Origin of the sequence: Coprococcus sp. TM115-187 (genome assembly GCF_027679115.1) — a bacterium.
GTDB lineage: Bacteria > Bacillota > Clostridia > Lachnospirales > Lachnospiraceae > Allocoprococcus > Allocoprococcus comes.
In genome coordinates this window covers 1-24365 of record NZ_JAQEKS010000034.1, presented here as the reverse complement: position 1 = coordinate 24365, position 24365 = coordinate 1, and the positions used below count along the sequence as shown (strand labels likewise).

The 24365-nt window shown below is 39.9% G+C and carries 23 protein-coding genes and 1 pseudogene; 9 read left to right on the top strand and 15 right to left on the bottom strand.

Features of this window, described 5'->3' with window-relative positions; all coding sequences use genetic code 11:
• Positions 1-160: 160 nt before the first annotated feature.
• The 8 genes and pseudogenes from PGW42_RS14930 to PGW42_RS14895 form a co-directional block, all read left to right on the top strand.
• A complete protein-coding gene (locus PGW42_RS14930; protein WP_270204016.1) occupies positions 161-2095 on the top strand; it encodes an LTA synthase family protein in 1935 nt (644 codons plus the stop codon).
• A gap of 129 nt (positions 2096-2224) precedes the next feature.
• Entirely contained in the window at positions 2225-3142 is a 918-nt protein-coding gene (locus PGW42_RS14925; protein WP_270204015.1) for a hypothetical protein, read from the top strand.
• 100 nt (positions 3143-3242) lie between these two features.
• Positions 3243-4700: a hypothetical protein gene (locus tag PGW42_RS14920; protein WP_270204014.1), complete on the top strand. Its 1458-nt coding sequence runs from the start codon at positions 3243-3245 to the stop codon at positions 4698-4700.
• A 129-nt stretch (positions 4701-4829) separates the two neighbouring features.
• A complete protein-coding gene (gene glmS, locus PGW42_RS14915) occupies positions 4830-6668 on the top strand; it encodes a glutamine--fructose-6-phosphate transaminase (isomerizing) (protein WP_270204013.1) in 1839 nt (612 codons plus the stop codon).
• Between the two features lie 160 nt (positions 6669-6828).
• Positions 6829-8112, top strand: a complete 1284-nt coding sequence (locus tag PGW42_RS14910; protein ID WP_118217309.1) for a S1C family serine protease — start codon at positions 6829-6831, stop codon at positions 8110-8112.
• A gap of 262 nt (positions 8113-8374) precedes the next feature.
• Entirely contained in the window at positions 8375-8692 is a 318-nt protein-coding gene (locus PGW42_RS14905; protein ID WP_243002763.1) for a spore coat associated protein CotJA, read from the top strand.
• Positions 8693-8697: 5 nt separating this feature from the next.
• Entirely contained in the window at positions 8698-8970 is a 273-nt protein-coding gene (locus tag PGW42_RS14900; RefSeq protein WP_117556436.1) for a spore coat protein CotJB, read from the top strand.
• Positions 8971-8973: 3 nt separating this feature from the next.
• Positions 8974-9381: pseudogene (locus PGW42_RS14895) on the top strand (manganese catalase family protein); the annotation flags it as partial.
• 83 nt (positions 9382-9464) lie between these two features.
• On the opposite strand, the gene PGW42_RS14890 reads toward PGW42_RS14895, so the two are convergent.
• The 4 genes from PGW42_RS14890 to PGW42_RS14875 form a co-directional block, all read right to left on the bottom strand.
• Positions 9465-11033: a recombinase family protein gene (locus PGW42_RS14890; RefSeq protein ID WP_118031370.1), complete on the bottom strand. Its 1569-nt coding sequence runs from the start codon at positions 11031-11033 to the stop codon at positions 9465-9467.
• 81 nt (positions 11034-11114) lie between these two features.
• Positions 11115-11258, bottom strand: coding sequence for a hypothetical protein (locus PGW42_RS14885; RefSeq protein WP_016440029.1), 144 nt, complete (start codon positions 11256-11258; stop codon positions 11115-11117).
• 381 nt (positions 11259-11639) lie between these two features.
• Positions 11640-11879, bottom strand: coding sequence for a helix-turn-helix domain-containing protein (locus tag PGW42_RS14880; protein ID WP_006857574.1), 240 nt, complete (start codon positions 11877-11879; stop codon positions 11640-11642).
• Position 11880: 1 nt separating this feature from the next.
• Entirely contained in the window at positions 11881-12300 is a 420-nt protein-coding gene (locus PGW42_RS14875; protein WP_016440028.1) for an RNA polymerase sigma factor, read from the bottom strand.
• A 571-nt stretch (positions 12301-12871) separates the two neighbouring features.
• Here PGW42_RS14875 and PGW42_RS14870 point away from each other — a divergent pair.
• Positions 12872-13225, top strand: a complete 354-nt coding sequence (locus PGW42_RS14870; RefSeq protein ID WP_118031369.1) for a helix-turn-helix domain-containing protein — start codon at positions 12872-12874, stop codon at positions 13223-13225.
• Positions 13226-13242: 17 nt separating this feature from the next.
• Here PGW42_RS14870 and PGW42_RS14865 read toward each other — a convergent pair whose 3' ends face one another.
• From PGW42_RS14865 to PGW42_RS14815, 11 genes are all read right to left on the bottom strand, one after another.
• Positions 13243-14787: an ABC-F family ATP-binding cassette domain-containing protein gene (locus tag PGW42_RS14865; protein WP_118031368.1), complete on the bottom strand. Its 1545-nt coding sequence runs from the start codon at positions 14785-14787 to the stop codon at positions 13243-13245.
• A gap of 381 nt (positions 14788-15168) precedes the next feature.
• Entirely contained in the window at positions 15169-16071 is a 903-nt protein-coding gene (locus PGW42_RS14860) for a conjugal transfer protein (RefSeq protein ID WP_330412485.1), read from the bottom strand.
• Between the two features lie 18 nt (positions 16072-16089).
• Positions 16090-17091, bottom strand: a complete 1002-nt coding sequence (locus tag PGW42_RS14855) for a bifunctional lytic transglycosylase/C40 family peptidase (protein WP_016440024.1) — start codon at positions 17089-17091, stop codon at positions 16090-16092.
• Positions 17088-19238: a CD3337/EF1877 family mobilome membrane protein gene (locus PGW42_RS14850; protein ID WP_118031366.1), complete on the bottom strand. Its 2151-nt coding sequence runs from the start codon at positions 19236-19238 to the stop codon at positions 17088-17090. Before PGW42_RS14850 ends, PGW42_RS14855 begins: the two co-directional genes overlap by 4 nt.
• A 5-nt stretch (positions 19239-19243) precedes the next feature.
• Complete coding sequence (locus PGW42_RS14845; protein ID WP_118031365.1) at positions 19244-21694, bottom strand: ATP-binding protein; 2451 nt, start codon at positions 21692-21694, stop codon at positions 19244-19246.
• Positions 21681-22070 (bottom strand): conjugal transfer protein, encoded by a 390-nt coding sequence (locus PGW42_RS14840; protein ID WP_016440021.1) that lies wholly within the window; start codon positions 22068-22070, stop codon positions 21681-21683. The genes PGW42_RS14845 and PGW42_RS14840 overlap by 14 nt, the downstream gene beginning before the upstream one ends.
• Positions 22071-22181: 111 nt before the next feature.
• Positions 22182-22667, bottom strand: a complete 486-nt coding sequence (locus PGW42_RS14835) for an antirestriction protein ArdA (RefSeq protein WP_117981835.1) — start codon at positions 22665-22667, stop codon at positions 22182-22184.
• Positions 22668-22690: 23 nt separating this feature from the next.
• Entirely contained in the window at positions 22691-23185 is a 495-nt protein-coding gene (locus PGW42_RS14830; RefSeq protein ID WP_151192162.1) for an antirestriction protein ArdA, read from the bottom strand.
• Positions 23167-23412 carry a hypothetical protein gene (locus PGW42_RS14825; protein WP_015541086.1) on the bottom strand — a complete coding sequence of 82 codons (246 nt, stop codon included), beginning with the start codon at positions 23410-23412 and terminating at the stop codon, positions 23167-23169. Before PGW42_RS14825 ends, PGW42_RS14830 begins: the two co-directional genes overlap by 19 nt.
• A gap of 70 nt (positions 23413-23482) precedes the next feature.
• Positions 23483-23989 (bottom strand): superinfection exclusion B family protein, encoded by a 507-nt coding sequence (locus PGW42_RS14820; protein WP_015541085.1) that lies wholly within the window; start codon positions 23987-23989, stop codon positions 23483-23485.
• 68 nt (positions 23990-24057) lie between these two features.
• Positions 24058-24279 carry a hypothetical protein gene (locus tag PGW42_RS14815; RefSeq protein WP_005363222.1) on the bottom strand — a complete coding sequence of 74 codons (222 nt, stop codon included), beginning with the start codon at positions 24277-24279 and terminating at the stop codon, positions 24058-24060.
• Between the last annotated feature and the right edge of the window lie 86 nt (positions 24280-24365).

Genomic DNA, 24365 nt, shown 5'->3' with positions numbered 1-24365 from the left:
GAACGGTACGCACGGTGGTGTGAGAGGACGGCGGTTAGTCACCGCCTCCTACTCGATTTTTGAGAAATTGTTGTATTTTTGCACATTGCTTTTTCAGGCATTTTGTGATTTACTAGTTATGTATATTTCTGTAAATAGTAAGTAAAGGATATGAAAATAAATGAAACGAAAGAAGATAAAAAGTATAGGGTACGGGTTTTATTGTATTTTAATGATTATACTATCTGTTTTAGGATGGATTCTATATAATGTAGGTAATTGGGTTTTAGATACATGGGGATTATTATCTATTGATGAAATTATTTTTCACTTAAAAGTTCCGCTTGAAGGGACAAATTCAGATGTAGTACTTGATGGTATAAATGCATGTGTTCCAATGGCGGTATTGGTACTATTTACAATGATTTTTTTGATTATTGGATTAAAAGCCAAGCATGGAAAATGTATGATTTCGTTATTTCTTATAACAGTGATTTCGTGTGGAAGTGCAGTTGGGGCAGCTTATAAAGTATATGATGAATTAGATGTTAAAGAGTATTTGGTAAGTCAAAAAAAGGAGTCTCATTTTATTGAACAGAATTATGTGGATCCACGTACAACAGAAATTATATTTCCAGAACAGAAAAGGAACCTGATTTATATATTTTTAGAGTCAATGGAATCAACGTATGCATCAAAAGAAGATGGCGGAGGAATGGATTTTAATTGTATTCCGGAATTAACACAATTAGCAAAAGAAAATACTAATTTTTCAAACAATGATAAATTGGGAGGAGGAGTCCCTTCTACCGGTTCAGGATGGACTATGGGGGCAATTTTTGCTCAGACATCAGGATTGCCTATAAAAAACGGGAACAACGAAACTTTAGGAGAACAGGAAAGTTTTTCTTCACAGGCAGTGAATTTGGAAGATATATTAGCAGATGCGGGGTATAATCAATGTTTTATGTTAGGATCAGATGCAACGTTTGGTGGAAGAAGAGCATATTTTGAAAGCCATGGAGATTGCGAAATCTGGGATTATAACACTGCCATAGAGACAGGGAAGATTCCATCAGACTACCATGTGTGGTGGGGAATGGAAGATCAAAAATTATTTGCAAATGCACAAGAAAAATTGACAGAACTAAGTTCCAAGGATGAACCATTTAATTTGACATTATTGACAGTAGATACACATTTTGAAGATGGATATGTATGTGAACAATGTCAAAATGAATTTGGAGATAATCAGTATGCAAACGTAATGGCATGTTCAAGTAGACAACTTAATCAATTTATTAAATGGATTCAGGAACAGCCTTTTTATGATAATACAACAATTATTTTGAGCGGTGACCATTTAACGATGGATTCAGATTTTTGCAATGATGTTAGCGAAGACTATGAACGTAGTGTGTACAATGTGTTTATTAATTTGCCAGAAGGATTAGATACTTCATTTGAAAAAACACATAATCGGAAATTTGCTACATTAGATATGTTTCCTACTACATTGGCGGCGTTGGGCGTTGAAATAAAAGGAGATCGACTTGCATTAGGAGTAAATCTTTTCTCAGATTGTGAAACGTTGAGTGAACAATATGGACGAGAAGAATTTAATAAGGCATTGTCAGAAAAGTCAACATTTTACGATATGCTTATCAATGATGTGACAGATATCAATGAATTGCAGAAAAAACGGGAAGAAGAGCAGAATAAAGTAAATAATACAAATGACCAGAATTCCCAAATGAATCAACCAGATGCAGGAGTAGATACGAGTGCTATTGAGACACTGGATGACTGGCAAGGATATACACAGGACGATTATTATTATGAGGATAATGCAGGCTCTGATAATAATAATTATTGGTATGATGGAGGCAATTCAGGAGAAAGTTATTGGGATGGAGGATATAGAGATAATACGACAGTAAATCCGGAACCAACCCCGGAACCAACTCCAACACCGGATCCGGAACCAACCCCGGAGCCAGAACCAACCCCAGAGCCAGAACCAACCCCAGAGCCAGATCCTACTCCAGCCCCATCTCCGACACCAGATAACAACGATAGTAGTGATGTGGGAGAAATAGGTAATAATGGAAATTAGAGAGAAAAACTTCAGTTTATACCGAAGTTTTTCTTAAGAAATTAAAAAAATGTATAGGGAAAATATTATTAATAGTGATTTTAATGGGGGGCATTTGCAATTGCAAAAGGACATTCAGGAATTGATACATTGTTAGAAACCGGTTTTTTGATCATAGGTGCAAATGGTATTGAGTATAAAAAAATCTTGAAAGTATATTTGATTGTTAAAGTTCCAATTACAATTTGTACAATGATAGCAGGATATACTGGATTGATTACAAATTTGGTTTATCATCGAGGCGAAAAAGTGAGAATGGCATTTGGGTTTATTTATCCAACAGATTTTGCAGCGCATGTTGTTTATATGATTGCAGCATGGGTATTGATTAGACAAGTAAGATGTAGTTGGATTGAAATCGGAATGATGATAATTAGTGTTATCTTTTTTGAAAAATATTGTGATGTAAGAACAAGTGAAGCAGTAATGATTTTACTAATTTTATGTGTGATTTATTTAAAAATCAGGAACGCATTGGCTGAAAAGAAGGGAACTAAGTATAAGCCATCGATACTATTAAAATGTTTGTGTCTTGTAATACCTTATGGTCTTGCTGGATTTATGATTCTTACATCGAGATTTTATAATCCGGAAATTACATGGATGGCTAAATTAAACACTCTTTTTTCAACACGTCTTGCAATCGGAAAAGAAGCATTTGAACGATACGATATCAAATTATGGGGACAGAATATTCCAATGATAGGATATGGAGGAACAACGGAACCGGTTCAAGGCTATTTTTTCCTTGATAGTTCATATGTAAATATATTGTTAAGATTAGGATTAGTAGTATTTATTCTAATTATGCTGATGATTTCAATTATAATGATTAGAAACATAAATCAGCCATATATATTGGCGGTTATGGTAATTATCTGTATTCATTCAGTAATGGAACATCATATGTTTGAATTATTTTGTGATGTCTTTTTAATGCTTCCGTTTGCAAAGTTCGGTGTAGAAGAAAATGAAAAAGAACTAGAAAAGTACAAAGTGACAAGTTAGGAATTTCTACAAACAAGTAGACATTTCCCCATAAAAAGTGTAAGATAGAATCTAAGAGTATTTATACTTACAATTAATATGGTTAGAAAGAGGAAAGTACATGAAGATGAAGTTTACGAAAAAAATAGCGACAATTCTTTTGTCTGTATGTCTGATCGTACCATGTTTTTCTGTGATGGCGCTAGCTGCAAATGGTGTGATATTCTTTTCTGATCTTGAGACAAGTGTCGGGGATGAATTTACGATCACAGGTACAGCAGTTGTCAGCGGAGATGTAATCGGAGACGCGACGATTCATATGACTTACGATCCTTCTTATATGCGATTTGAAGAGGGAGACGGAGTGAATGCAGACACGGATGGTAATCTGACATTTAAAGGTTCAGGTGACGGAAGTAGTGACCGGATTGAGTTTACAATGAAATTCCAGGCTCTCCAGGAAGGAAGTACAAGACTTGAACAGGGAGATGCGACGGTTACAGACAGCGCTGGATCAAGTGTGGCATGTGAAGAAGGATATGCGGATGTTACGATCGGAGCAGGAGATCCGAGCAAGATCAAGGATGTTGCGAGTGGAACAAGTGTCACGATTGATGGTCAGGAGTATACCTTATCCGGTGATTTCTCAGACAGCATGATTCCAGCTGGATTTACAGCAGGAGAGATTACTTATAATGATTCGACGTATAAAGGTGCTGTGCAGGAAAAGACAGGACTTCAGATGGCTTACCTGGTAGACGGTGACGGAAAAGGCGATTTCTGGATGTATGATTCATCTGACAGCAGCTTCTCACCGGCAGAACAGGTTGTGATTTCAGATACTTATTCTATCGTAATTTTTGATGCAGGCAGTAAAGTGTCTATGCCATCAAAGTATTCAAAAGGAAATCTGGAGATCAACGGCAAGACTTTTGAAATCTGGGATGAACCGGACCGCGATGGTTTCTATGTATTATATGCAGTAAATAATGACGGTGAAGAATCCCTCTATTTATATGACTCTGTAGAGCATACTTATCAGAGAATGGAGACTCCGAAGTCTGCGACTACACCGGATAAGAAGAGTGCAAGCAAGTTTGACGCAATTTTAGAAAAGATTTCCGATCATCTGATCTGGTTTGTAGCAGCGGCAGCAGTTATCGTTATTCTTCTGGTAATCTTCCTTCTTGTTTCCGTTGTGAAGTTACATAACCGCAACAGAGAGTTGGATGATCTGTATGATGAATATGAACTGGACGATGAGCCGCAACGTAATCCGGTAAAACCGATCCAGCCTGTTAAGGCAGAAAAGAAATCACAGTTCAAAAAGAGACAGAATGATGATTTCGAAGATGATTATGACGACTTCGATGATGATTTCGACGATGATGATTATTATGATGATGACTTCGACGATGATTATGATGACGAAGGAATAAGTGATGATACTCGCAGCGTTGATGAGTTTGATGACTATTTTGATGATGACGACTTTGATTCGTTCGATGATTATAATATCAAGAAAGAAAAGCGTAAAAAAGGTGATACTTTCGAAATGGATTTTATTGATCTGGATTAGGATTAAGGAGAAAGGCGGGGATGACGATTGTTATTCCCGCTTATTCTTTACAAAAAGTCTCATGTTTGCTACAATGTAACGAAAAGAGTAAAATTTATTTTCGCAAAAAAGACTGGAGGATATAGATAAATGTGTGGAATCGTAGGATATGTTGGATCGCAGCAGGCGGCTCCGATCTTACTGGATGGACTGTCAAAGCTGGAGTATCGTGGATATGATTCAGCAGGACTTGCTGTTCGTAATGGAACAGAAGAGACAGAAGTTATCAAGGCGAAAGGCCGTTTGAAGGTACTGTTTGAGAAGACCAATGGTGGTGCAGCCGTTCCGGGAACCTGTGGAATCGGTCACACCAGATGGGCAACACATGGGGAACCGTCAGAGAACAATGCGCATCCGCATATGAGTGACGATGGCAATGTAGTTGCTGTACACAACGGTATTATTGAAAACTATCAGGAGTTAAAGAACAAGCTGCTCCGCAAAGGATATACATTCTACTCTGAGACGGATACAGAGGTTGCTGTTAAGCTGATCGATTATTATTATAAAAAGTATGAAGGAACACCGGTAGATGCGATCAACCATTCTCTGGTTCGTATTCGTGGATCTTATGCGCTTGCTGTGATGTTCAAGGATTATCCGGAAGAAATTTATGTGGCAAGAAAAGACAGTCCGATGATTCTTGGCGTAGGAGATGGAGAGAGTTTTATTGCATCAGATGTGCCGGCTATTTTGAAATATACAAGAAATGTATACTATATTGGCAACCTGGAGATGGCAAAGGTCAGCAAAGAGGAAATTACCTTCTACAATCTGGATGGTGAAGAAATCCAGAAGGAGATGAAGACCATCGAATGGGATGCGGAAGCAGCTGAAAAAGCCGGTTATGAGCATTTTATGATGAAAGAGATCCATGAGCAGCCAAGAGCGGTTAAGGATACTCTGAATTCTGTATTAAAAGACAGAAAGTTTGATCTGACAGATATCGGATTAGCGGAAGAGGATATCCGGAGAACAAGCCAGATTTACATTGTAGCATGTGGTTCTGCTTACCATGTAGGTATGGTGGCACAGTATGTGATCGAGGATCTGGTGAAGATTCCTGTTCGTGTGGAGCTGGCTTCTGAATTCCGTTACCGCAAGCCAATTCTGGATCCAAATGGTCTGGTGATCATTATCAGCCAGTCAGGAGAGACTGCAGACAGTCTTGCAGCGCTCCGTGAGACAAAAGCGCAGGGAATCCGTACACTTGGAATTGTCAATGTAGTCGGATCTTCTATTGCAAGAGAAGCGGATAAGGTATTCTATACTCTTGCAGGACCGGAGATCTCTGTGGCAACAACGAAAGCGTACAGTACACAGCTGATGGCTTCTTACATCCTTGCAATTGAGTTTGCCAAAGTAAAAAATACAATTACTGAAGAGCAGTATGAAAATTATATTGCCGAATTACAGGCAATCCCGGAGAAGATTGAAAAGATTATTGAAGATAAAGAAAGAATCCAGTGGTTTGCAGCAAAGCAGGCAAACGCAAAGGACGCATTTTTTGTCGGACGTGGAATTGATTATGCAATCTGTATGGAAGGCAGCCTGAAGATGAAAGAGATCAGTTACGTTCATTCAGAGGCATATGCAGCGGGAGAACTCAAGCACGGAACCATTTCTCTGATAGAGGATGGAACGCTTGTGATCGGTGTGCTGACACAGCCGGAATTATATGAAAAGACGATCAGCAACATGGTAGAGTGCAAGAGCCGTGGTGCATATCTGATGGGACTTACAACTTATGGCAATTACAGCATTGAGGATACTGCTGATTTTGTGGTTTACATTCCGAAGACAGATGAGCATTTTGAGGCATCGCTTGCAGTGATTCCGCTGCAGCTGATGGGATATTATGTATCCGTTGCAAAGGGACTGGATGTAGATAAGCCGCGTAATCTGGCGAAATCTGTAACGGTTGAATAAAGTGATGCAGGAAGTTCCAGCGGAATTTCCTGTTGAATAAACGAGATGAACGACATAAAAATGTGCCGTTCATCTTTTTTTTCATATTTTATCACACTTTCATCACAATTATGGGCTAAACTCTTAACTATAGAAAAGGAAAAGAAAGGAGTCTTGAATGATGGACAATCAGTACAATTATTACAGACCAGATTCAGATGAAAATAGAGGAGCAGGCAATCAGCAGGGATTTGGAGCAGGACCACAGAAGGATCCGAAGACTTCAAAGCCGAAAAAAGGTTACATGAAAAAAGTAGCACTTGTTGTAGGAGCAGCCGTATTATTTGGGGCAGTCGGCGGTGTGACGATGCAGGGAACCAGTTATCTGACTGGTAAGCTGCTTGGAAAGAATACAAAGAGTACCGTAGGCACAACAAAGACTGTATCGAACGCAAAGCTTACAACATCTACCAGTACAGTGACATCTGATGTATCAGATATCGTTGAAAATACACTTCCGTCAATTGTTTCTATTACCAATATGAGCGTACAGGAAGTACAGAATTTCTTCGGAGGAATCAGCCAGCAGGAAAGTGAAAGCGCCGGATCCGGTATCATCATCAGCCAGAATGATTCAGAACTCCTGGTTGTTACCAATAACCATGTTGTAGAAGGAAGCGATACACTTACTGTTACATTTAATGATGGTAACAGCGTGGAAGCGCAGATTAAAGGAACAGATTCCGCAAGGGATCTTGCAGTCGTAGCTGTTCCGCTTGATAAAATTTCAGACGATACAATGAATGCGATTAAGGTTGCAACACTTGGAGATTCAGATTCTCTGAAGGTTGGAGAACCTGCTATTGCAATCGGTAATGCGCTTGGCTATGGGCAGTCTGTTACAACTGGTATCGTCAGTGCAACCGGACGAACAATTGATGGATTTGACGGAGAATACATCCAGACAGATGCAGCAATCAACCCTGGTAACAGTGGTGGAGCTCTTCTGAATGCAAATGGTGAGGTAATCGGTATCAACTCTGCAAAGATCAACAGCTCGGCAGTAGAGGGTATGGGATTTGCGATTCCGATCTCAGATGCAAGTGATGTTATCCAGAATCTGATGAATAAAGAGACAAGAAGCAAGGTTTCAGATGAAGAAAGAGGATATCTTGGAATCAAGGGATACGATGTATCTGAAGAAGGTGCACAGATGTACAATATGCCGACCGGTGTTTATGTCAAAGAAGTTATGAGTGGTGGCGGAGCTGAGAAAGCCGGTCTTACAAAAGGATCGATCATTACTGGTTTTGAGGGAAGTTCCATCAGTGGTATGAGCTCTCTTCAGGAACAACTTCAGTATTATAAAGCCGGAGAAGAGGTAACGCTTACCGTACAGATCCCGGATAAGAATGGTGAATATACAGAGAAAGATATCAAGGTTACACTTGGTAAAAATTCATAAAATGATGTGAACACGCCGTTTTATGGGAGTATGAGGTGTTCGAGGATTGCGGGAATTGCATAGCAATGGAGCAATCCGGTTACATCATAAAATACTAAAGAAAGATGCCGTCAGATCAGAAATGGTCTGGCGGCATTATTGATATTGAGACCTATTTGAAATGGAAATGGACTTCAGACTATGTCGGATGCAAAAGTCAGAACCCTTTTTTTAAAATTACCATACAATAATATTGCAGATATAAGAAAGGGGAGCCAAAACGATGCAAAATTGCAGAAATAATAATCCATATATGAGACGTGCAAATTGTGGGTGTGGCAATAATAACAATAGCTGTAATAGTAATTCATGTATGGCGAACAATGATGGAAGAAATCCATCGATGGCAGTACCTGTTTACCGAGAACGATCTGGATGTAGCGACCGGGACGATGCGTTAGATGGAATGCCGATCGCAATGGCTTATGTGCCATGGCAGAGCTGGAGACACATATACGAAGCCGGAAAAGGATTCCACAGAGGAACCATATTCGAAGAGCTTGATCTTCCGTTTAAGGGGAAAGGAGGATGTAATGCATGAATGAAATGCCAAATTCCAAACCTTGTAGAAAAGATCTCCTGATGCAGATTGGTCATGCGAGCTTTGCGGTAGATGATGTGAAGCTTTATCTGGACACTCATCCTCGTGATCAGGAAGCAATGGACTATTTTTATGAATATAATAAAAAAAGGAACCAGTTGTTGAAAGAATATGCAAAATATTATGGACCACTCACAGTAGATACCGCTGTTCCTTCCTGCTCAGACAGATGGAACTGGATCAATGAGCCATGGCCGTGGCAGGAAGGAGGGTGTTAGTTTATGTGGAATTATGAAAAACGTTTACAATATCCCGTAAAAATTACCCAGACCAATCCGAAGATGGCCCAGGTAATCATCAGTCAGTTCGGTGGACCGGATGGAGAATTAGCTGCGTCCATGCGTTATTTATCACAGAGGTACACCATGCCGTACAAAGAAGTGACAGGAATTTTAACCGATATTGGCACAGAGGAACTTGCCCACATGGAAATGATATGTGCCATTGTTTACCAGCTTACCAAGGATTTATCTCCGGAGGAAATTAAGGCTTCTGGTTTTGATAAATATTATGTGGACCACACACTTGCACTTTGGCCGCAGGCAGCCAGTGGAACACCGTGGACAGCAACTTATTTTCAGTCCAAGGGTGACCCAATTACAGATTTACATGAAGATATGGCTGCGGATGGTACGATTGTGTAAAGACAACATTGAGGTTTTAAAAGATAGTTCCCGATAATCTGGCATACTAGCTGCCAGATATGAGAACCTTAGAAATTCCAATGTATTTCAATAGGTACTTCCTTAGTTACAGGGTCTTTCTTGCCAACCAATACATAATCAATCAGCTTTTCAACGATTTCCCTGTCTAAGTGTTCAAGATTTGTATATTGCTCGATTAACTGACGTCTGTTATCGCCAACTTGCATTTTTCTTTCAATAACATCAAGCTGTTTCTGCGTATCAATTACCAGTTTTTCGAGCCTTTCTTTTTGTGTTGAGAAGTCTTTAGATAAATCCAAGTAATCAAGTTCGGAAAGAATACCCTTTACCTTATCTAAATATAGTTCACGGATTCCTTTTGTGTATTCCGCAATCTTTTTTTGATAAGCAGCAATCTCCGTTTCCAAAGCTTCTTTTTGACCTCGCAAGTCATTATTGACTTGCACATTTTGTTCAAGCTCATCTTTATCCAGATATTCTGCGGATAACTTATTAAGTTCATCAATCACAGCTTTTTCCAATTTGTCTACTGAAATGAAAGAACCTATACAAGCGTCCTTTGCTACATGGCGGTTAGAACATTGTAAATAATGCTTACCACGATTCTTTGATGAACGCATTGTATAACCACAATTCATACAGCGAGCTTTTCTGGCAAATAAGCCGATTGTGCCAACTGTGAAAGGTTTTGCCTTTTGAGCTACCAATGTTTGAACCCTATCCCATAACTCACGGTCAATAATCGGCTCATGTGTACCCTCAACTCTGTACCACTCGTCTTTTGGTCTGGGTTTGTTTTGCTTTGTCTTATAAGAAACGCTGCCATATTTCCCTTGAACCATATTCCCGATATAGATTTCATTCACCAACATATCTGATATGGCAAAATATTTCCATAGGGTACTGTTTTTCGTTTTAGGCTGCTTGTAACGCAAACCATGAAGTCGTTTGTATTCCGTAGGGTTTGGTATTCCTCTGTCATTCAGCATACGGGCAATGGCGGTCTTTCCATATCCCTGTGAAAACAGTGTAAAAACTTCTCTGACAACTTCCGCAGCTTCTTCATCAATAATCAAATGCCCTTTTACGTCAGGGTCTTTTTTGTAACCATACAGGGCAAAAGCACCGATATGGTGTCCGTTCTTTCTTCTGTCAGTGAGAACGCTTTTAATGTTCTCTGACATATCCTCTAAGTACCACTCATTCACCAGACCATTTATCTGTCTTGATTTCTTATTTCCTTTATTAGCGGTATCTGCATTATCAACAATGCTGATGAAACGAATACCCCAAATAGGGAAAAGACCGTGGATATATTTTTCCACTAATTCTAGTTCTCTGGTAAATCTGGATTGTGTCTTACAAAGGACAATATCAAATTTACGATTCTTTGCGTCCTCCAACAACCTGTTAAATTCTGGTCGTCGTCTGTCAGAACCAGTGTAATCATCATCACTGTATATGTTGTAGACTTCCCAACCATGCTCTAATGAGTATTGAAGTAACATTGACTTTTGATTCTGAATACTGTTACTGTCGTCTGTTTCTGATTGTTTGTTTCTATCTTCCTCTGATAAGCGGCAATAAATAGCAACTCTTGATTTTGATTCTATCATGCTTCGTTCTCCTTTTAGAGAAGACGAAACAAACTATCTCTATATAATGTTATTATAACATCTTGTAGGATAGTTTGTCTATCATCTGGCAGGAGTTGCCTTTCCTTTATTTTTTTCATATTGATTTATCAACTCTATCCATTTTAGAGTAAATGCTTTTGTAAACGCCGCTCTATCACAATTTTTAAAAACATTCTTGCAAACTACCTTTGCGTCATTTGCCATTGAACCACCTCACTACAATATATTTACAAAGTATGCAAAAATGCTTGTACATTATGAAAGAATTTGTCTATAAATAAGAAGTAATCAGATGGCTTTGGAAAGCTCCACTGGAATTTCACCATTCCCATTCTGATGGGTGAACCGTGTCATACGGGTGTATCATTATTCTGATATACAGGTCATGGCAGCAACTTTTCCAACAGTCGCTTACGGATCACTGGCATGGTCGCTCGCTTCTTTATCCCTCCTTTCGTGGGTCATGGCGTTCCAGTCCGTCGGCTCACCGTATATCAAACGTATCTGATTACTTTATTCATTTTTCAAAGAACACTTGTAAAACGGAGCTGGAATGAGGTGATAGAACACTCCGTATATATTCGCTTATTTCACTCTGACTTCAAAACCTAGAATTGCTTTAATAAGAGCAGCTCTGATTCTGCCTTTCAGTTCCATGTCGACCACAATATACATATTTCCGTGTTCATCATAGAACGGGCGTAAACTTGCTTTTGATATGTAAGCGTCATAGTGATTTAATATTTTCTCTATTGCCACTTCGTCGCCATCAGCAGCTAAACTGATTGTGGAGAATAGAGGACACTTTTTTGTAGACTTCATCATGTTATAATTCCTCCTCATACATATCTCTAATGAGCTTTAGTGAACACATTCTGTTTCTATAAACAGAGTTTCTGGAAATATCCAAAATCTCTGCGATTTCTGCGTCTGGTAATTCCAGAAAATAGAACATCAACACAACATTGCGTCGTCTTTCGCTTAATTTTTTGATTGCTTCACATAATTTCTCATCATAGACACGAACTTCTGTACCAAACACATCAAAGGAAGTAAATTCAATCGGGTATTCGTCCGATACACCCAACTGGTTTAATTCCAGCTCTGGTATTTCACAGAAAGATATTTCATGCTTTGCACGTCTGGCAAGTTCTTTGTTGTAGTTCTTTACAGTTCTGCCAATCACCTTACGAGCCAGACAGTCAAATTGAAGTCTTATAGCGTTCTCAAATGAAGAAGGTTTCATAATCTCACCTCCTTTCAAGTTGAAGTTGCTAAAGCGAAAAGGCTTTTTACCTCTTTCCGCACTAACACTCAACACGGAGGGGCGATTTGTAACCCGAATCAGAAAAAAATCAAAAAATTTTTTAAAGTAGCAAAAAAGCACAAGGGCATATAAGAAATGCTGTTCTTGTGCTTTTAAAATTGTTCCTGTTATGTAACGTGAAAAACCATATTCAAGGGTATATTGTGCCGCTGTGAAAGCTAGGATTTTTTTGACAATAACGGATATATTGAAGATTGTCGATTATACAGGTCTTTCAATGCGGCTACCTCCCAAAGCCGCTAACCCAAAACCATTATGTTGTTTTTCTATTGATGGGAAAAGAAAAAGGCGGCTTTTCAACCGCCATCTGGAAAAAGGTATTTTGTGACACGCAAAAACGGTACTGTTGATAGCGGTTTTTTTTATTTGCCGCTATGCAGCACTTTTTAATTGATTTACGCATAATAGGAACTGATAAACCTTACTATACGTTTTTCTATACCTGTTAGAAAATCAACAGGAACAGTAAAATGTAGTGAGGTGATTAAATATGCGTAAAAAAGAAGATAAGTATGATTTCAGAGCCTTTGGTCTTGCCATCAAAGAAGCTCGTAAAAAACGAGGTCTTACTCGTGAACAGGTGGGAGCTATGATTGAAATTGACCCACGCTATTTGACAAATATTGAAAACAAAGGGCAGCACCCAAGTTTACAGGTGTTCTATGACCTTGTATCATTACTTAATATTTCCGTTGATGAATTTTTCCTGCCTGCGTCTGATCTGGATAAAAGCACCAGAAGACGACAGTTGGAAAAACAACTTGACAACCTTTCCGATAAGGATTTAATTATCATGGAAAGTGTCGCTGACGGAATTATCAAGTTAAAAAAAATAAAAGAATAATTTTACATTTATCAGAGTTATTTTTTCTTAATGATATTTTCAATGTTAATTATTTTTTGTGCTATCTCTTTATAAAAAGCAGGTTCGTGAGAAACAAGCAAAACTGTGCCTTTAAATTCCTTTAATGCAATTCTTAAAGCTTGTTTTGCTTGAATGTCCAAATGGTTTGTTGGCTCGTCCATGATAATAAAATTACAAGGAGTAAGAGTTAATAGGCATATTTTTACTTTTGCTTGTTCTCCACCGCTTAATGTGCCAATACTCTGCATTGCGTGTTCTCCTATGATTCCGCAACATGCCAGGTTTTTTCTTACTTCCTTTATCGTAAGGGACGGATAACAATCAGACACTATCTGTATTGGAGTTTCCTTTTCATTTTCCCAATATAAATCCTGTTCAAAATATCGTAACTTCACTTGCTCGGAAAAAGAAAATGAACCATTTAGAACATCTAATTTTCCGACCAATGTCTTTAATAATGTCGATTTTCCAATACCGTTAAAACCAGTTATTACAACTTTCTGTCCACCATTAATAGCAAAATCAATGTCAGATAAAACAGGATAATGATAACCAACAGATAAATGCTTAACGCTTAAATGTTCTGTATTTGTCAAAGGCATTTCACGAAAATGAAAAAATGGCACAACTTCTTTTTGTTCAATAGCCTCCTTCTTATCCATTCTGTCTAGTTGCTTTTGTCTGCCCCTTGCCATTTTTGATTTTCTTCCTGCTATATTTTTACGGATAAATTCTTCCGTTTTCTTGATTTCCTTTTGCTGTGCGGAATATTGACGTATATAATTCTCTCGCAGAGCAGTTTTCTTTTTCAAAAATTCCGAATAAGTGCCATAATATTTTCCGATTTTGTAGTTATCTATATCACAAATTCGATTTGAAATTTTTTCTAAAAAACTATAATCATGCGAAACAACCATAAAGGCATTACTTAAACCGCAGAGATATTCCGACAGCCAATCAATATGTTCTTTATCCAAAAAATTGGTTGGTTCATCAAGCAATAATACGTCTGGCTTTTCAAGCAATAGTTTTGCTAATATTACCTTTGCACGTTGACCGCCACTCATTTGTGCAATAGGTCTATCTAAACCGATTGCTGATAATCCCAAACCAGTTGCGACCTGCTCTATTTTCGTATCAATCAAATAAAAATCCTGTCGTTCTAATTCTTCTTGATACTTTGCTGCTATGCCTAAGTTTTGAAAATCACCATCATGTATATTCTCATATAAACAGTTCATTTTTTCTTCCAATTCATATAGATGTGAAAAAGCAGTTTTCAAAAATCTTTTCATATCAAGCTGCATATCAATTTCAGCGTATTGGTCTAAATAGCCGATACTTGTTTTAGGCTGCCATATAATACGCCCTTCATCGGGGAGAAGTTGCCCCGTACAAAGTTTAATCAGCGTACTTTTTCCCGTTCCATTCTGCCCGACAATTCCAATATGTTCTCCTTTGTTTAATGAAAAATCTGCATTTTTATATAAAACATTTTCACTAAACGAATGTGATAAATTTGTAATCTCTAATAAACTCATGTTTCATGTTCCTTTCTCTGTTTTTGAGCATAAAAAATAGGAGGCAAAATACACAAAGTGCAATAGCCTCCTGTTAAAATTATGAATGTATAACAAAAGACTATAGACAAAACATTGCCTATAGCCTTAATTTTTTTACGTTTTATAACATACGGAAAAGAGACAATAAAAGTATATCACTCTATTGCCACATTCCCGATGAAATCTTACGCATTTCTTTATATGCTATACTCTGTACAATGTTTCATCGGATTTAATTGTACAGAGATAAGTTTCTTTTTGGGTTGATTTGTTATATAGTAATTCATAATTTTTCTCCTTTATAAAACAAAGAAATTTTAACACATTCATTTTAATGTGTCAATCTATCAGATTATCTTTTTATCCTACAATCTTCCAGTTACTATCTTTTTCCAGCGTTAAGTCAAACTGTGAAATCTGTGTTGCTTTTGTTCTCTGGTCGAGATACTTCACCGATACCGAAACTTTGACCTGTTCCCCATCTTTGATGAAGATAGGATTTACCAACTCTGAAAACAGATAACCACAGTTTACAGGTTCAAGCACATTGCCAGATACATAATAGGCAAGCTCCTTTTCCGTAGCGGTAGGGTACAGCTTAAAGAATGTTTCCAAGAACTCTGTCACTTCCTCCATTGTGGCAGCATCCACCGTTCCGTCAGATTCCTTTGTCTTTGGTTCATAGCTGGATTTTGTCGGTGTGCTGCTAATGGTCGGATTCTGTGTGATAACCATGTTTCCATTGCTATCTACATGAACCACTACCATATAAGCGGAGGTGTAACCGATTGACGTTTCACCCTCCGTTACCGTCTGATCTACGGAGTAGACAACGGTAAAGTCGTCTGTTCCAGCCTGTTCTATATCCCAAATCTTTACATCTGTTACCGTAGAGCTTGTGGGTATATCCTGCCTTACCGTATCGACATTCAAATCCTGCAAGCTCTTAGTCAGATAATTGTTGATGGCTGCGGTTCTTTTATCTATGGATTCCTGCGTATTGCTCCAAGAATAGTAGGACTTCGCAAAGGCTTTTACAAAGTTCTCTATCCTGTTAGTGTCAACAATTCTTTGTTCAATGACTTCCTTTTCATGTACCGTGTGCATATCAATGGCGGTGAAATTCTTATACACCCCAAAGCTGACGCTTGTAATCAGCACCAGCCATAAGGCAATCACAGTTTTCTTGTGTGTGCCGACTTTCATCACAGGCACTTTTTTCTCTTTTTTCGGTTTTGATTCCTTGTCCTTTTTCTTAAATATCATAGTACCATTTCCTTTCTATTTTGATTTTACTCGACCAGCACCAATCAAGTGTTTCTGCCAGTACGGGCTTGTTAAATCTGCATATCCAATAGGGTCGCCAGCGTGATACATTCTGTTGTTTCCTGCATAGATTCCCACATGGGTGACATACGTTCCAGAATTATAAGTGGAGTGAAAGAATACCAAGTCACCAGCTTTCGCCTGTGACAGCGGTATGTGCTGTGTAGCGTCATACTGTGCCTGTGCGGTACGAGGTAGACTGATACCAGCTTTCCCATAGCACCAAGACGTAAGACCAGAACAGTCAAAGCTGGTGTTTGGATTGCTGCCGCCAAAGACATACTTCCAGCCTTGATACTTCAATGCTTCTTTGAAGATTGCCTGTGCGGTAGCGTCACTGAAACTGGGAACAGCTAAATACTGGTTCACCAGACGGACATAGAACATATTTCCGTACTTATAACGCCAGCCGCCATTTTCCTTAATGGAAATCTCATTCTTATAGGTGACTTTGACACCGCCCGATTTGTCTTTAGCGAAACTGACAGCCAGTTCAAAAGTGTACTTTTTTCCATGCTTCGCCACATAGTCAATGAAGCCACCGCCATAGTTATAGGCTTGTACCACTGTGTCAATGTCACAGCCTTTTGCTTCTGCGGATTTTAAAAGCTCCGAGAAGTATTTACACCCCTGTTTGATGGATTCCTCCGTCGAGAGGGAATTAGGCGGCAACCCCATTGATTCTGACGACTGCATGACGTCCGTAGCTGTACCGCCAGATTCCACCTGCATGATGGCAAGCAGATAGTTCACATAGTCCGAGATTCCGTATTCTTTCGCATATTTTTCTACCGTCGGTTGATGTTTCAGCACTTCCTCTGACAGATTCAGTCCAGAAAAATCAAAGTAGGAAGTGCTGTTTTCTTCATCATCTGCGGTCACGATAAACAGGAACAAAAGCAGACAGATAATCACCGTAAAAATCCCACCGAACACAGCGAAGTGTCTTAGCTTCATTTCTTACCGCCTTTCCTGCTGGTCGTTTTCTTCATGGTTGACGGGTTTGTGGTCTTTTTCTGTACGGTCTTTGTCTGCTTTTGATGTTTGACTGTCTGACGGGGCATATCTGTCACAGTTCCCGAATGTTTTGGTGTAGCTGCTGGAGAAGAAGATTCTTTGGCAACCTGCGTCCTTACTTCCTGTTGCTTTGTGACAGGCTCTTTTGCTCTGGCAGATTGTGATTGCTCCCTCTTAACAGTAGTAGGACGTTCTTTGATATTCTGTTCTTCTTTAGAACCTGCCGCCTGTGGAGCTGCTTTCGCAGATACAGGCGTTGTCACTGGTCGCTCATGCAATGGGGCAGTTCCTTTCGCTGTACCAGCTTTTGTCGCTGATCTATTGTCCTGTCGCTCCTTATCCCGTGTTTCCTGTTTCTTCTGTGTCTTATCCACTATCGGACGTTGCTTATCCTGTTTTTCTGATTGCGGTTGTTTCGATACCGCCTTTTTATCCACAATACCACGCTTAGAAGCGGACTTCGTTTCCTGCGACTGGCTTACAGAGCTGCTATGTACTGTTGATTGCGAAGAATCACTGTTCTGCTTATCGGGTAATGCAAGCGGCTTCTGATTCGTTGGCAGAGCAGGCGGCTTTCCGTTACCTCCACTATTGGAAGATGGCATATTGTTTGGTCTGGTATGACCGCTGCCTGCTGATTTTTTATTATCTGCTTTTTTCGTAGAAGCAGAAGCAGCCGCCGCACCAGCAACACCGCCAACAGCACTAGCCGCAACCGTTCTTCCGATTTTACGCTCCAAGCGTCTTGCTCTGCGGTTAAGGAACATATAAGGTCGTCGCATGATTCGTCTGCTGACCTGCTGTGTATCAGAAGATTGCAGACTGAACATTGCCATCAAATCACCCAGTTTAAAGTAGATTCCTGCAAAGGTGACTATCTGTAAAAAGGTAATCATAAAGAACGGATAGCCAGAAGAAATAGAGTAAAACATGGTCGAGATACTAAATGCTGTCGTAATAATCAGTGTGATTCCTGCCCTCATCATAATGGTATTGAACAGCTTCGTAAGTGCCTTTTTTGCCATATCCTCATAGGTCGGAATCATAGACAGGATAAAACTGATTGGCAGGAACATAGCGTAAATGATAAATAGCACCTGTGAGAAAATCATCATGCCCGTAAGCAGAAATACAAAAACCGAGATACCGATATTAAAGATGAACAGAAACACCACCATACCTAAACGTGTCATGGTCTTTGTGACGCTTAGGTTATCGTTGTCCTTATCCTCGATTTCCTCAATCACAACGTCCTCCCTGTCGTCCGTGTCTGGACTTGCCGATAACAGGCTTTCCACACGGTCAGAACCGAGCGTTTCTATATCAGATTCCCCATACTGTAAGAGTAGCCACGGTTGTTTCACCTGTATGGAAAACAGGCTGTCACGAATCAAGTCCACACTGTCTTTTCCCTTGCTGCTGGAACCGGGCAGCACAATTTTTGTGCCAAGCGATAACGCCGAGCTGCTTATATCAGCGGAAAAGTCATTGATTTTGCTGATATAATTTGGGGCGTATGCAATAAAAGAAGCTGACAGGATAAACACCACAAGGAAGTTAATCACCGCATGAACTGCTTTTGTGGTTTCCTTCTTGATAAGTCCTGTGTATGCCACATAGATACCCATTACCAGAATAAGGATAAGTAAAAATCCCACATAGAATCCCTCACTGGAAAAGCCGCTGGAAGTGACACCTGCAAGCGTCTGAATGTTCTTTCCGATAGAGTTTGCGGTATCAGAGATAAAGTCCAGCTTGTAGGCTTCCTGCACCACATATCCCGTCGCATTGGAGATATAAAGGCTTACCGTCCAGACAAAGTTCGTGATAGCATATAGTCCGTACTGAATACTTTTTCCGATACCGTCAAGCCAGTTCCACGGTAGCCAATCCCAACTTGAATCCACATAGAAATCTAGCTGGTAGTTTTCCAAAGGATATTTTGAATAGGCGTTAGCGTCACTGACTGTATTATCTACCAGACCAGCCGCATGGGCTACCGTACCCGTGATAGATAAAAACACCAGCACACCGAGAATCACCGAAAGTGTGATAAGCAGATAACGGACTATTTTTCTCTTGTCCATAGGCTTCACCTCATTTCTTCCGTCTGCACTGGCGGTCTGGTATCAAAGGCATGGAACAGGTCAGCGAATACAGGGTGTATCTGGATAACGCCCACACGCCCGTATAAATCTTGAAACAGGCATTGCCCGTTTTCCAAATCCCTTAATCGCTTCTGGTTGCCCTCGTCCTCCTTATCCACACCGAAAAATTCAAGGGTATTTTTGATTTCTTTTATATCTGTGCTACGAAAGGCAAACTTCAAGCCGATATTGTTCTTCATCTTTTCGTCGTCCACATCACCAGAGTTTTGTGTCACAAAGTACACAGCGGCATTCATGGAACGACCAGCACGAATCAGCTTGTTAGAGAGTGCTTTTCCCTGTGCTACCTGCAAGAACGTCCACGCTTCGTCCAAATCCACCATCTTGAAAATGCTCCTATCCGAATGGATAAAATCTAAGGCAAAGGTACTGATAACGATAAGCATTGCCACGGAAAGCAGCTCCATTGTGGTATATTCTTCAAATTTTGTGTCCTTGTCTGGCAATACAAGGTCAGCCACCTGTATGATGTTAAGCTGTCGGTCTAAACTGATGGATTGTTCCACATCACCGTCCGAGAATAACAGGTGTGCAAAATCATAGTCCGTCATGCTCTCAATATGGTCTGCGATATTCTCTGCCACGAGTGAACCATCTTTGCGGAGTTCATCAATGACACGGAGCAGTCCTCTTTTTTTGCTCTGGGTAACAGAACGGATTGCACGCCTTAATACAGGGAACTTCTCACCGTCACGGGAAGAAATACCTGTAAGGAATGTTAAAATATCAATCGCAAGGCTTTCAGCGTCTTTTGTACGCTTCATAATCACATAAGGGTCAAGAAGTCCTTTGTTCTTATTCTCGCTGGTAAGGTTGACGATTTTGATTTCATGTGCAATATCGGGTAGTGTTTCCTGCCAGTTGCCACGCTCTGATTTAGGGTCTACAATGACCGCTTTTCCTCCAAACAGCACCGCATAATAGATGATAAGGTTGTTACAAAATGACTTGCCACCGCCAAGAGAACCAAGAAAAGCGGCAGCTAACGCATTGGTGACGGAACCCTTAACGCCCTGTGCCGCAAGGCTGGGTTTCAGATATACATTTTTTCCTGTATCAAGGTTATAGCCGATATAGATACCGTCCGTTTCCCCAAGCTGCTGTGTCGCACCGAATCCAAGTCCAGCCAGAAAGTCAGAAGTGACATACTGGATATAATCGTTGATATATCTTTTACTTGCTGGGATAAACTCACCATGCAATCCCAACATATCCCCGAATGGGCGTACCAGCTTCACATTCAAATCGTCGTAGAAGTCCTTGACTTCATCACAGCGGCGTTTCAGTTCTTCCAGAGTATTAGCCGCCACACGGATAACGTAGGACAGCTTATACATGGATTCTTTGGACTGGTCTAAGTTCGTTTCCAGCTCATTGACTGAATCCAGAGCTTCAATGACGTTATTTTCTGTTTCGTTGCCTGCTTCCCAAGCGTGGTTATCCAAGTCTTTCAATTCTTTCTTTTTATTTCTAACCGTTGTCAGAGCCTTTTTATTAGTGACGATTTCCACATTCATAGAAGTGGAAACAGGGAACGTGAATTGCTGCTGTTGATAGTAGAAGATTTCACTGGACGGAAAATCAAGCTCACCCACGATATTGTTAATCGTGAAGTAGGCAACATACGTTGTCTGATCTTCACGCTCAATCTTTAGGTACCGCTGGTTTTCCTCTATCATGCAGCGTGTAGGTCGGATAAGGTCATATCGCTTCACCAGCGTTTCACGCTTTAACTTCTTTACTGGCAAATCATAACTGTAATCACTGTAAGCAACTCCCGTATTCCCGTAGATATGCTCCAAGAGATAACCGAAATCATTCTTATCCAGCCTGCGGAACTGAAAGCGGCGTGAGATTTTACTTTCCAGTAATTTCTCCATCTTCATAAAACGCCCCACTTCATCATTGCTCATGGAAACAAAGTCACCCATGAGCTTGTGATTGACTTCATAGATAAAATCCGTAAAGGTCATGGCTGCCGACTTTTTCATACTTTTTAGGTTGATTTCTTCCTCATTCACTAGCAGCTTGAAGCCAAGAAAAAAACGGTAGTCAATCTGATTTTCCCCAATCATCTCAACCAACGCTTCTGTCTGTTCATCTACCTTTTTACAGGCTATTTCTTTCAATCTGCCTGTGATTCCTTTTTTAGAACGCTCCTGTACTGCACGTAAACTGTCCTCTGTGGCAATCTGTAAGGCATGGATTTTCCCGTCACGGTTCTGGGCGATAAGCTGGCGGAAGTTGTCATGCACCATGTACTTTTCATCTGGTGACAGGAACGAATAATTGTAAGGTGTCAGCTCATAGTAAGCGAAACACTCACCGTCATGGTTGAACACCAGATTGTTTTCAATATATTTAATCGGGAACATACATCACACTCCTAACTGCTGTAATAACGGGATTGAATTTTTCATGTTTCAGCTTAATGGCTTTTCCTGCATAGGTCACTTTTGGTCGGAGTAAAAAACTCACACAGGATTTTAAAAATCCAAATGGCTTTTTCCCGTCAAAGGTCTTTTGCGATACGAACCAAGTAAAAGCGACGGGGATTCCAAAGTATTTGAGAAATGCCCCGTCAATCATGTTAAAGGGCGGCAGCTCCCCAAAGAGAATCACCACGAACAGCGATACCACAAACCAAGCCATCTGACTGAACGTGACAGGGAACGGGAGCTGAAAGTCGTTGATTGCATAAATGACTTTTTCCACGCTCCATATGCTTGTATAGCTTTTGATTTTCTTCAATTTTCACAGCTCCTTTCTTTTCTAAAATGGAAACAGCAGCCTGTATTTCACAAACTGCTGCATAAAAAATACCAGTGTCATTTCACTGGCTGATGATAAAATATTCAGTTGTTATGGACATTCAAACACCCCATGATTGGTGACGACAAAACGCCCCTCCAAGTCAAGGTCACGCCCGTAGGCTTCATAGTCTATGTAGCTTCTTATCCTGTCTGGTATCTCACCCAGACTTTGACATTCATCTATGAAGTAATAGGCAACGTCTGTCATATCACTACAATCGGGATAATGAATAATATCGTCTGCGTGTTCGCACAATTCCTCCAAGCTGCTGAAACAGCAGAGAAGTTCCGATAACTCGTCCTGTATATCCTCTGGTAAGTCCTCCACCATTTCACAAAGGCGGTTGACTTCCTCAATGGGCGTGTACTCGTCAATCTCAAAGGGCAGCTCGTAATCATGGATAGCGTATTCCTCGTATTCGTCATTCAAGCCGATACGTTCTGCCATCTCGTCATAATCAACGGGCGGCGTGAACCACGCACCCACAAGCTCACCCTCATTGTATTTCCCAAGATTGGCGATATAGATTCGCATTTCTTCGATACCACATCACCCCTTTACTGATAGCGGAACACGCCGCTTGTAGTAAATAAGTATCTGTCGTCCATTTCCAGCTCATTCCCATAAGAGTGATAGTCGATATGCTTTTGCAGTTCGTGTGGAATCTCACCGAATACGTTTTCCTCACAGATAAGGTATTCTGCCAAAGTCGCGCCGTCGCCCACATCATAGTAGTGTATCTCGTCTTTATGGTCGATAAATTCATCAAAGCTGGAAAACCATTTCTGCTGAATGGCTTTCATTTCATTGCCGACAGGCGTACCCTCCAATTCAAGAACCATGCGGCAGTTGGCATTGATTTCCCAGAGCTGCGTATCGCTGTGTAAGTCAAAGGGCAACTCATAGTCGGCAATCTCAATCTGTTCTTCATGTTCCACACCGATTTTTTCTCGGATTTCCTCAAAGTCCACAGGGCAGTTGAACCAAGCACCAGAATATTCTTCGTCACCCTCACGATACGGTTTTGTATTATTTAACAAGTAAACTCGCATTTCCTGCATGGTCTGTCACTTCCTTTCATCATATCCAGTATTCCCATTATAACAGCATAATCTACACCAAACACATAATGAGAAAACTTTTCTAACTGTTCTTTAGGATATTGAAGAGGTATCTGTCGTTTGATTTCTTCCCATACCTCACGCTTGCGGTAAGGCAGGTCGGAAACATCATTACAGCCGATATAATCTTTCATATCCTCAAAAATATCTGTTTTCATGTTGTCCTCCAATCTAAAAATTTTGTATAAAAAAAGCAGCAAACCTATTATGATTTACTGCTAATTCATTTTAATAAAATTTTTGCCTTAATTCATCATCATTGTTAATTCTCTGAATAACCCACGGTTGCAAAAAGAATTGAATTTGAGGGTCTAACATATCTACCAAATGAGTTTGTCCTGCTGGTGTAATAATTTGCAGGTGTTGTAACTCAATTACCAATCCATTATTATAAGGAAGTGGCAATGTATGTGTTGGTTCATTGATAAACTCCCGAATCACAATAACTTGTTCTGGTGTCATTCTTTTAAGATATTTTGTTTGTGCTTCAACCAATTTTTTTGATGAATGCTTATCATAAAAGTAATGATATATTTTACTAACTATAAGAACTATTAGTATAGCAGTTGAAACAACAAAAATAATACCTATTGTAAATCCATATTTATCACGAAACTCTGTCATATATAGCCTTTTAGCCAACTGGTCTGGCAATAGTAATAATGCTCCGCTTGCAATAGACAAAGCTCCTAGAATATTAGGCGGTAATTTTAAGAAATCAATAAAATCTTTCATAATCATTCCTCCGCAATTCATTAAATTACAACAAATTATAACATCTTGCGGAGGATATAACAATATGATTACGCCCCGATAATCTTATTGAATAACTGTAACAGTACGTCTTTCACGCCAGCGGCATTGAATACCAGACCGACAGCGATTAAGGCAATCACCAGAAAGCCAATAAGTTTGGAAAACTCACGCTTGAAACCGAGATACACCCCGATAACAGCGATTGCCATAAGCACAAGTGACTGTGCATTGGATAAAAACCAGTTGTATAAGTTCTGTCCGAAATTCATTATTTCTCACCTCCTTTCCATGTTTCCATAGCCATGAGCAAAACTCCACACATTCAGTATTTATGCGGATTTGCGAGGCATGGCAA

Coding starts and splice junctions, on each gene's coding strand:
- PGW42_RS14930 (WP_270204016.1), top strand. CDS start 161: ATGAAACGAAAGAAGATAAAAAGTATAGGGTACGGGTTTTATTGTATT.
- PGW42_RS14865 (WP_118031368.1), bottom strand. CDS start 14,787: ATGAGTTTATTAGAGATTACAAATTTATCACATTCGTTTAGTGAAAAT.
- PGW42_RS14830 (WP_151192162.1), bottom strand. CDS start 23,185: ATGCGAGTTTACTTGTTAAATAATACAAAACCGTATCGTGAGGGTGAC.
- PGW42_RS14870 (WP_118031369.1), top strand. CDS start 12,872: ATGCGTAAAAAAGAAGATAAGTATGATTTCAGAGCCTTTGGTCTTGCC.
- PGW42_RS14920 (WP_270204014.1), top strand. CDS start 3,243: ATGAAGATGAAGTTTACGAAAAAAATAGCGACAATTCTTTTGTCTGTA.
- PGW42_RS14825 (WP_015541086.1), bottom strand. CDS start 23,412: ATGAAAACAGATATTTTTGAGGATATGAAAGATTATATCGGCTGTAAT.
- PGW42_RS14885 (WP_016440029.1), bottom strand. CDS start 11,258: ATGGCAAATGACGCAAAGGTAGTTTGCAAGAATGTTTTTAAAAATTGT.
- PGW42_RS14875 (WP_016440028.1), bottom strand. CDS start 12,300: ATGAAACCTTCTTCATTTGAGAACGCTATAAGACTTCAATTTGACTGT.
- PGW42_RS14835 (WP_117981835.1), bottom strand. CDS start 22,667: ATGCGAATCTATATCGCCAATCTTGGGAAATACAATGAGGGTGAGCTT.
- PGW42_RS14905 (WP_243002763.1), top strand. CDS start 8,375: ATGCAAAATTGCAGAAATAATAATCCATATATGAGACGTGCAAATTGT.
- PGW42_RS14815 (WP_005363222.1), bottom strand. CDS start 24,279: ATGAATTTCGGACAGAACTTATACAACTGGTTTTTATCCAATGCACAG.
- PGW42_RS14845 (WP_118031365.1), bottom strand. CDS start 21,694: ATGTTCCCGATTAAATATATTGAAAACAATCTGGTGTTCAACCATGAC.
- PGW42_RS14900 (WP_117556436.1), top strand. CDS start 8,698: ATGCCAAATTCCAAACCTTGTAGAAAAGATCTCCTGATGCAGATTGGT.
- PGW42_RS14855 (WP_016440024.1), bottom strand. CDS start 17,091: ATGAAGCTAAGACACTTCGCTGTGTTCGGTGGGATTTTTACGGTGATT.
- PGW42_RS14910 (WP_118217309.1), top strand. CDS start 6,829: ATGGACAATCAGTACAATTATTACAGACCAGATTCAGATGAAAATAGA.
- glmS (WP_270204013.1), top strand. CDS start 4,830: ATGTGTGGAATCGTAGGATATGTTGGATCGCAGCAGGCGGCTCCGATC.
- PGW42_RS14820 (WP_015541085.1), bottom strand. CDS start 23,989: ATGAAAGATTTTATTGATTTCTTAAAATTACCGCCTAATATTCTAGGA.
- PGW42_RS14890 (WP_118031370.1), bottom strand. CDS start 11,033: ATGATAGAATCAAAATCAAGAGTTGCTATTTATTGCCGCTTATCAGAG.
- PGW42_RS14850 (WP_118031366.1), bottom strand. CDS start 19,238: ATGGACAAGAGAAAAATAGTCCGTTATCTGCTTATCACACTTTCGGTG.
- PGW42_RS14880 (WP_006857574.1), bottom strand. CDS start 11,879: ATGATGAAGTCTACAAAAAAGTGTCCTCTATTCTCCACAATCAGTTTA.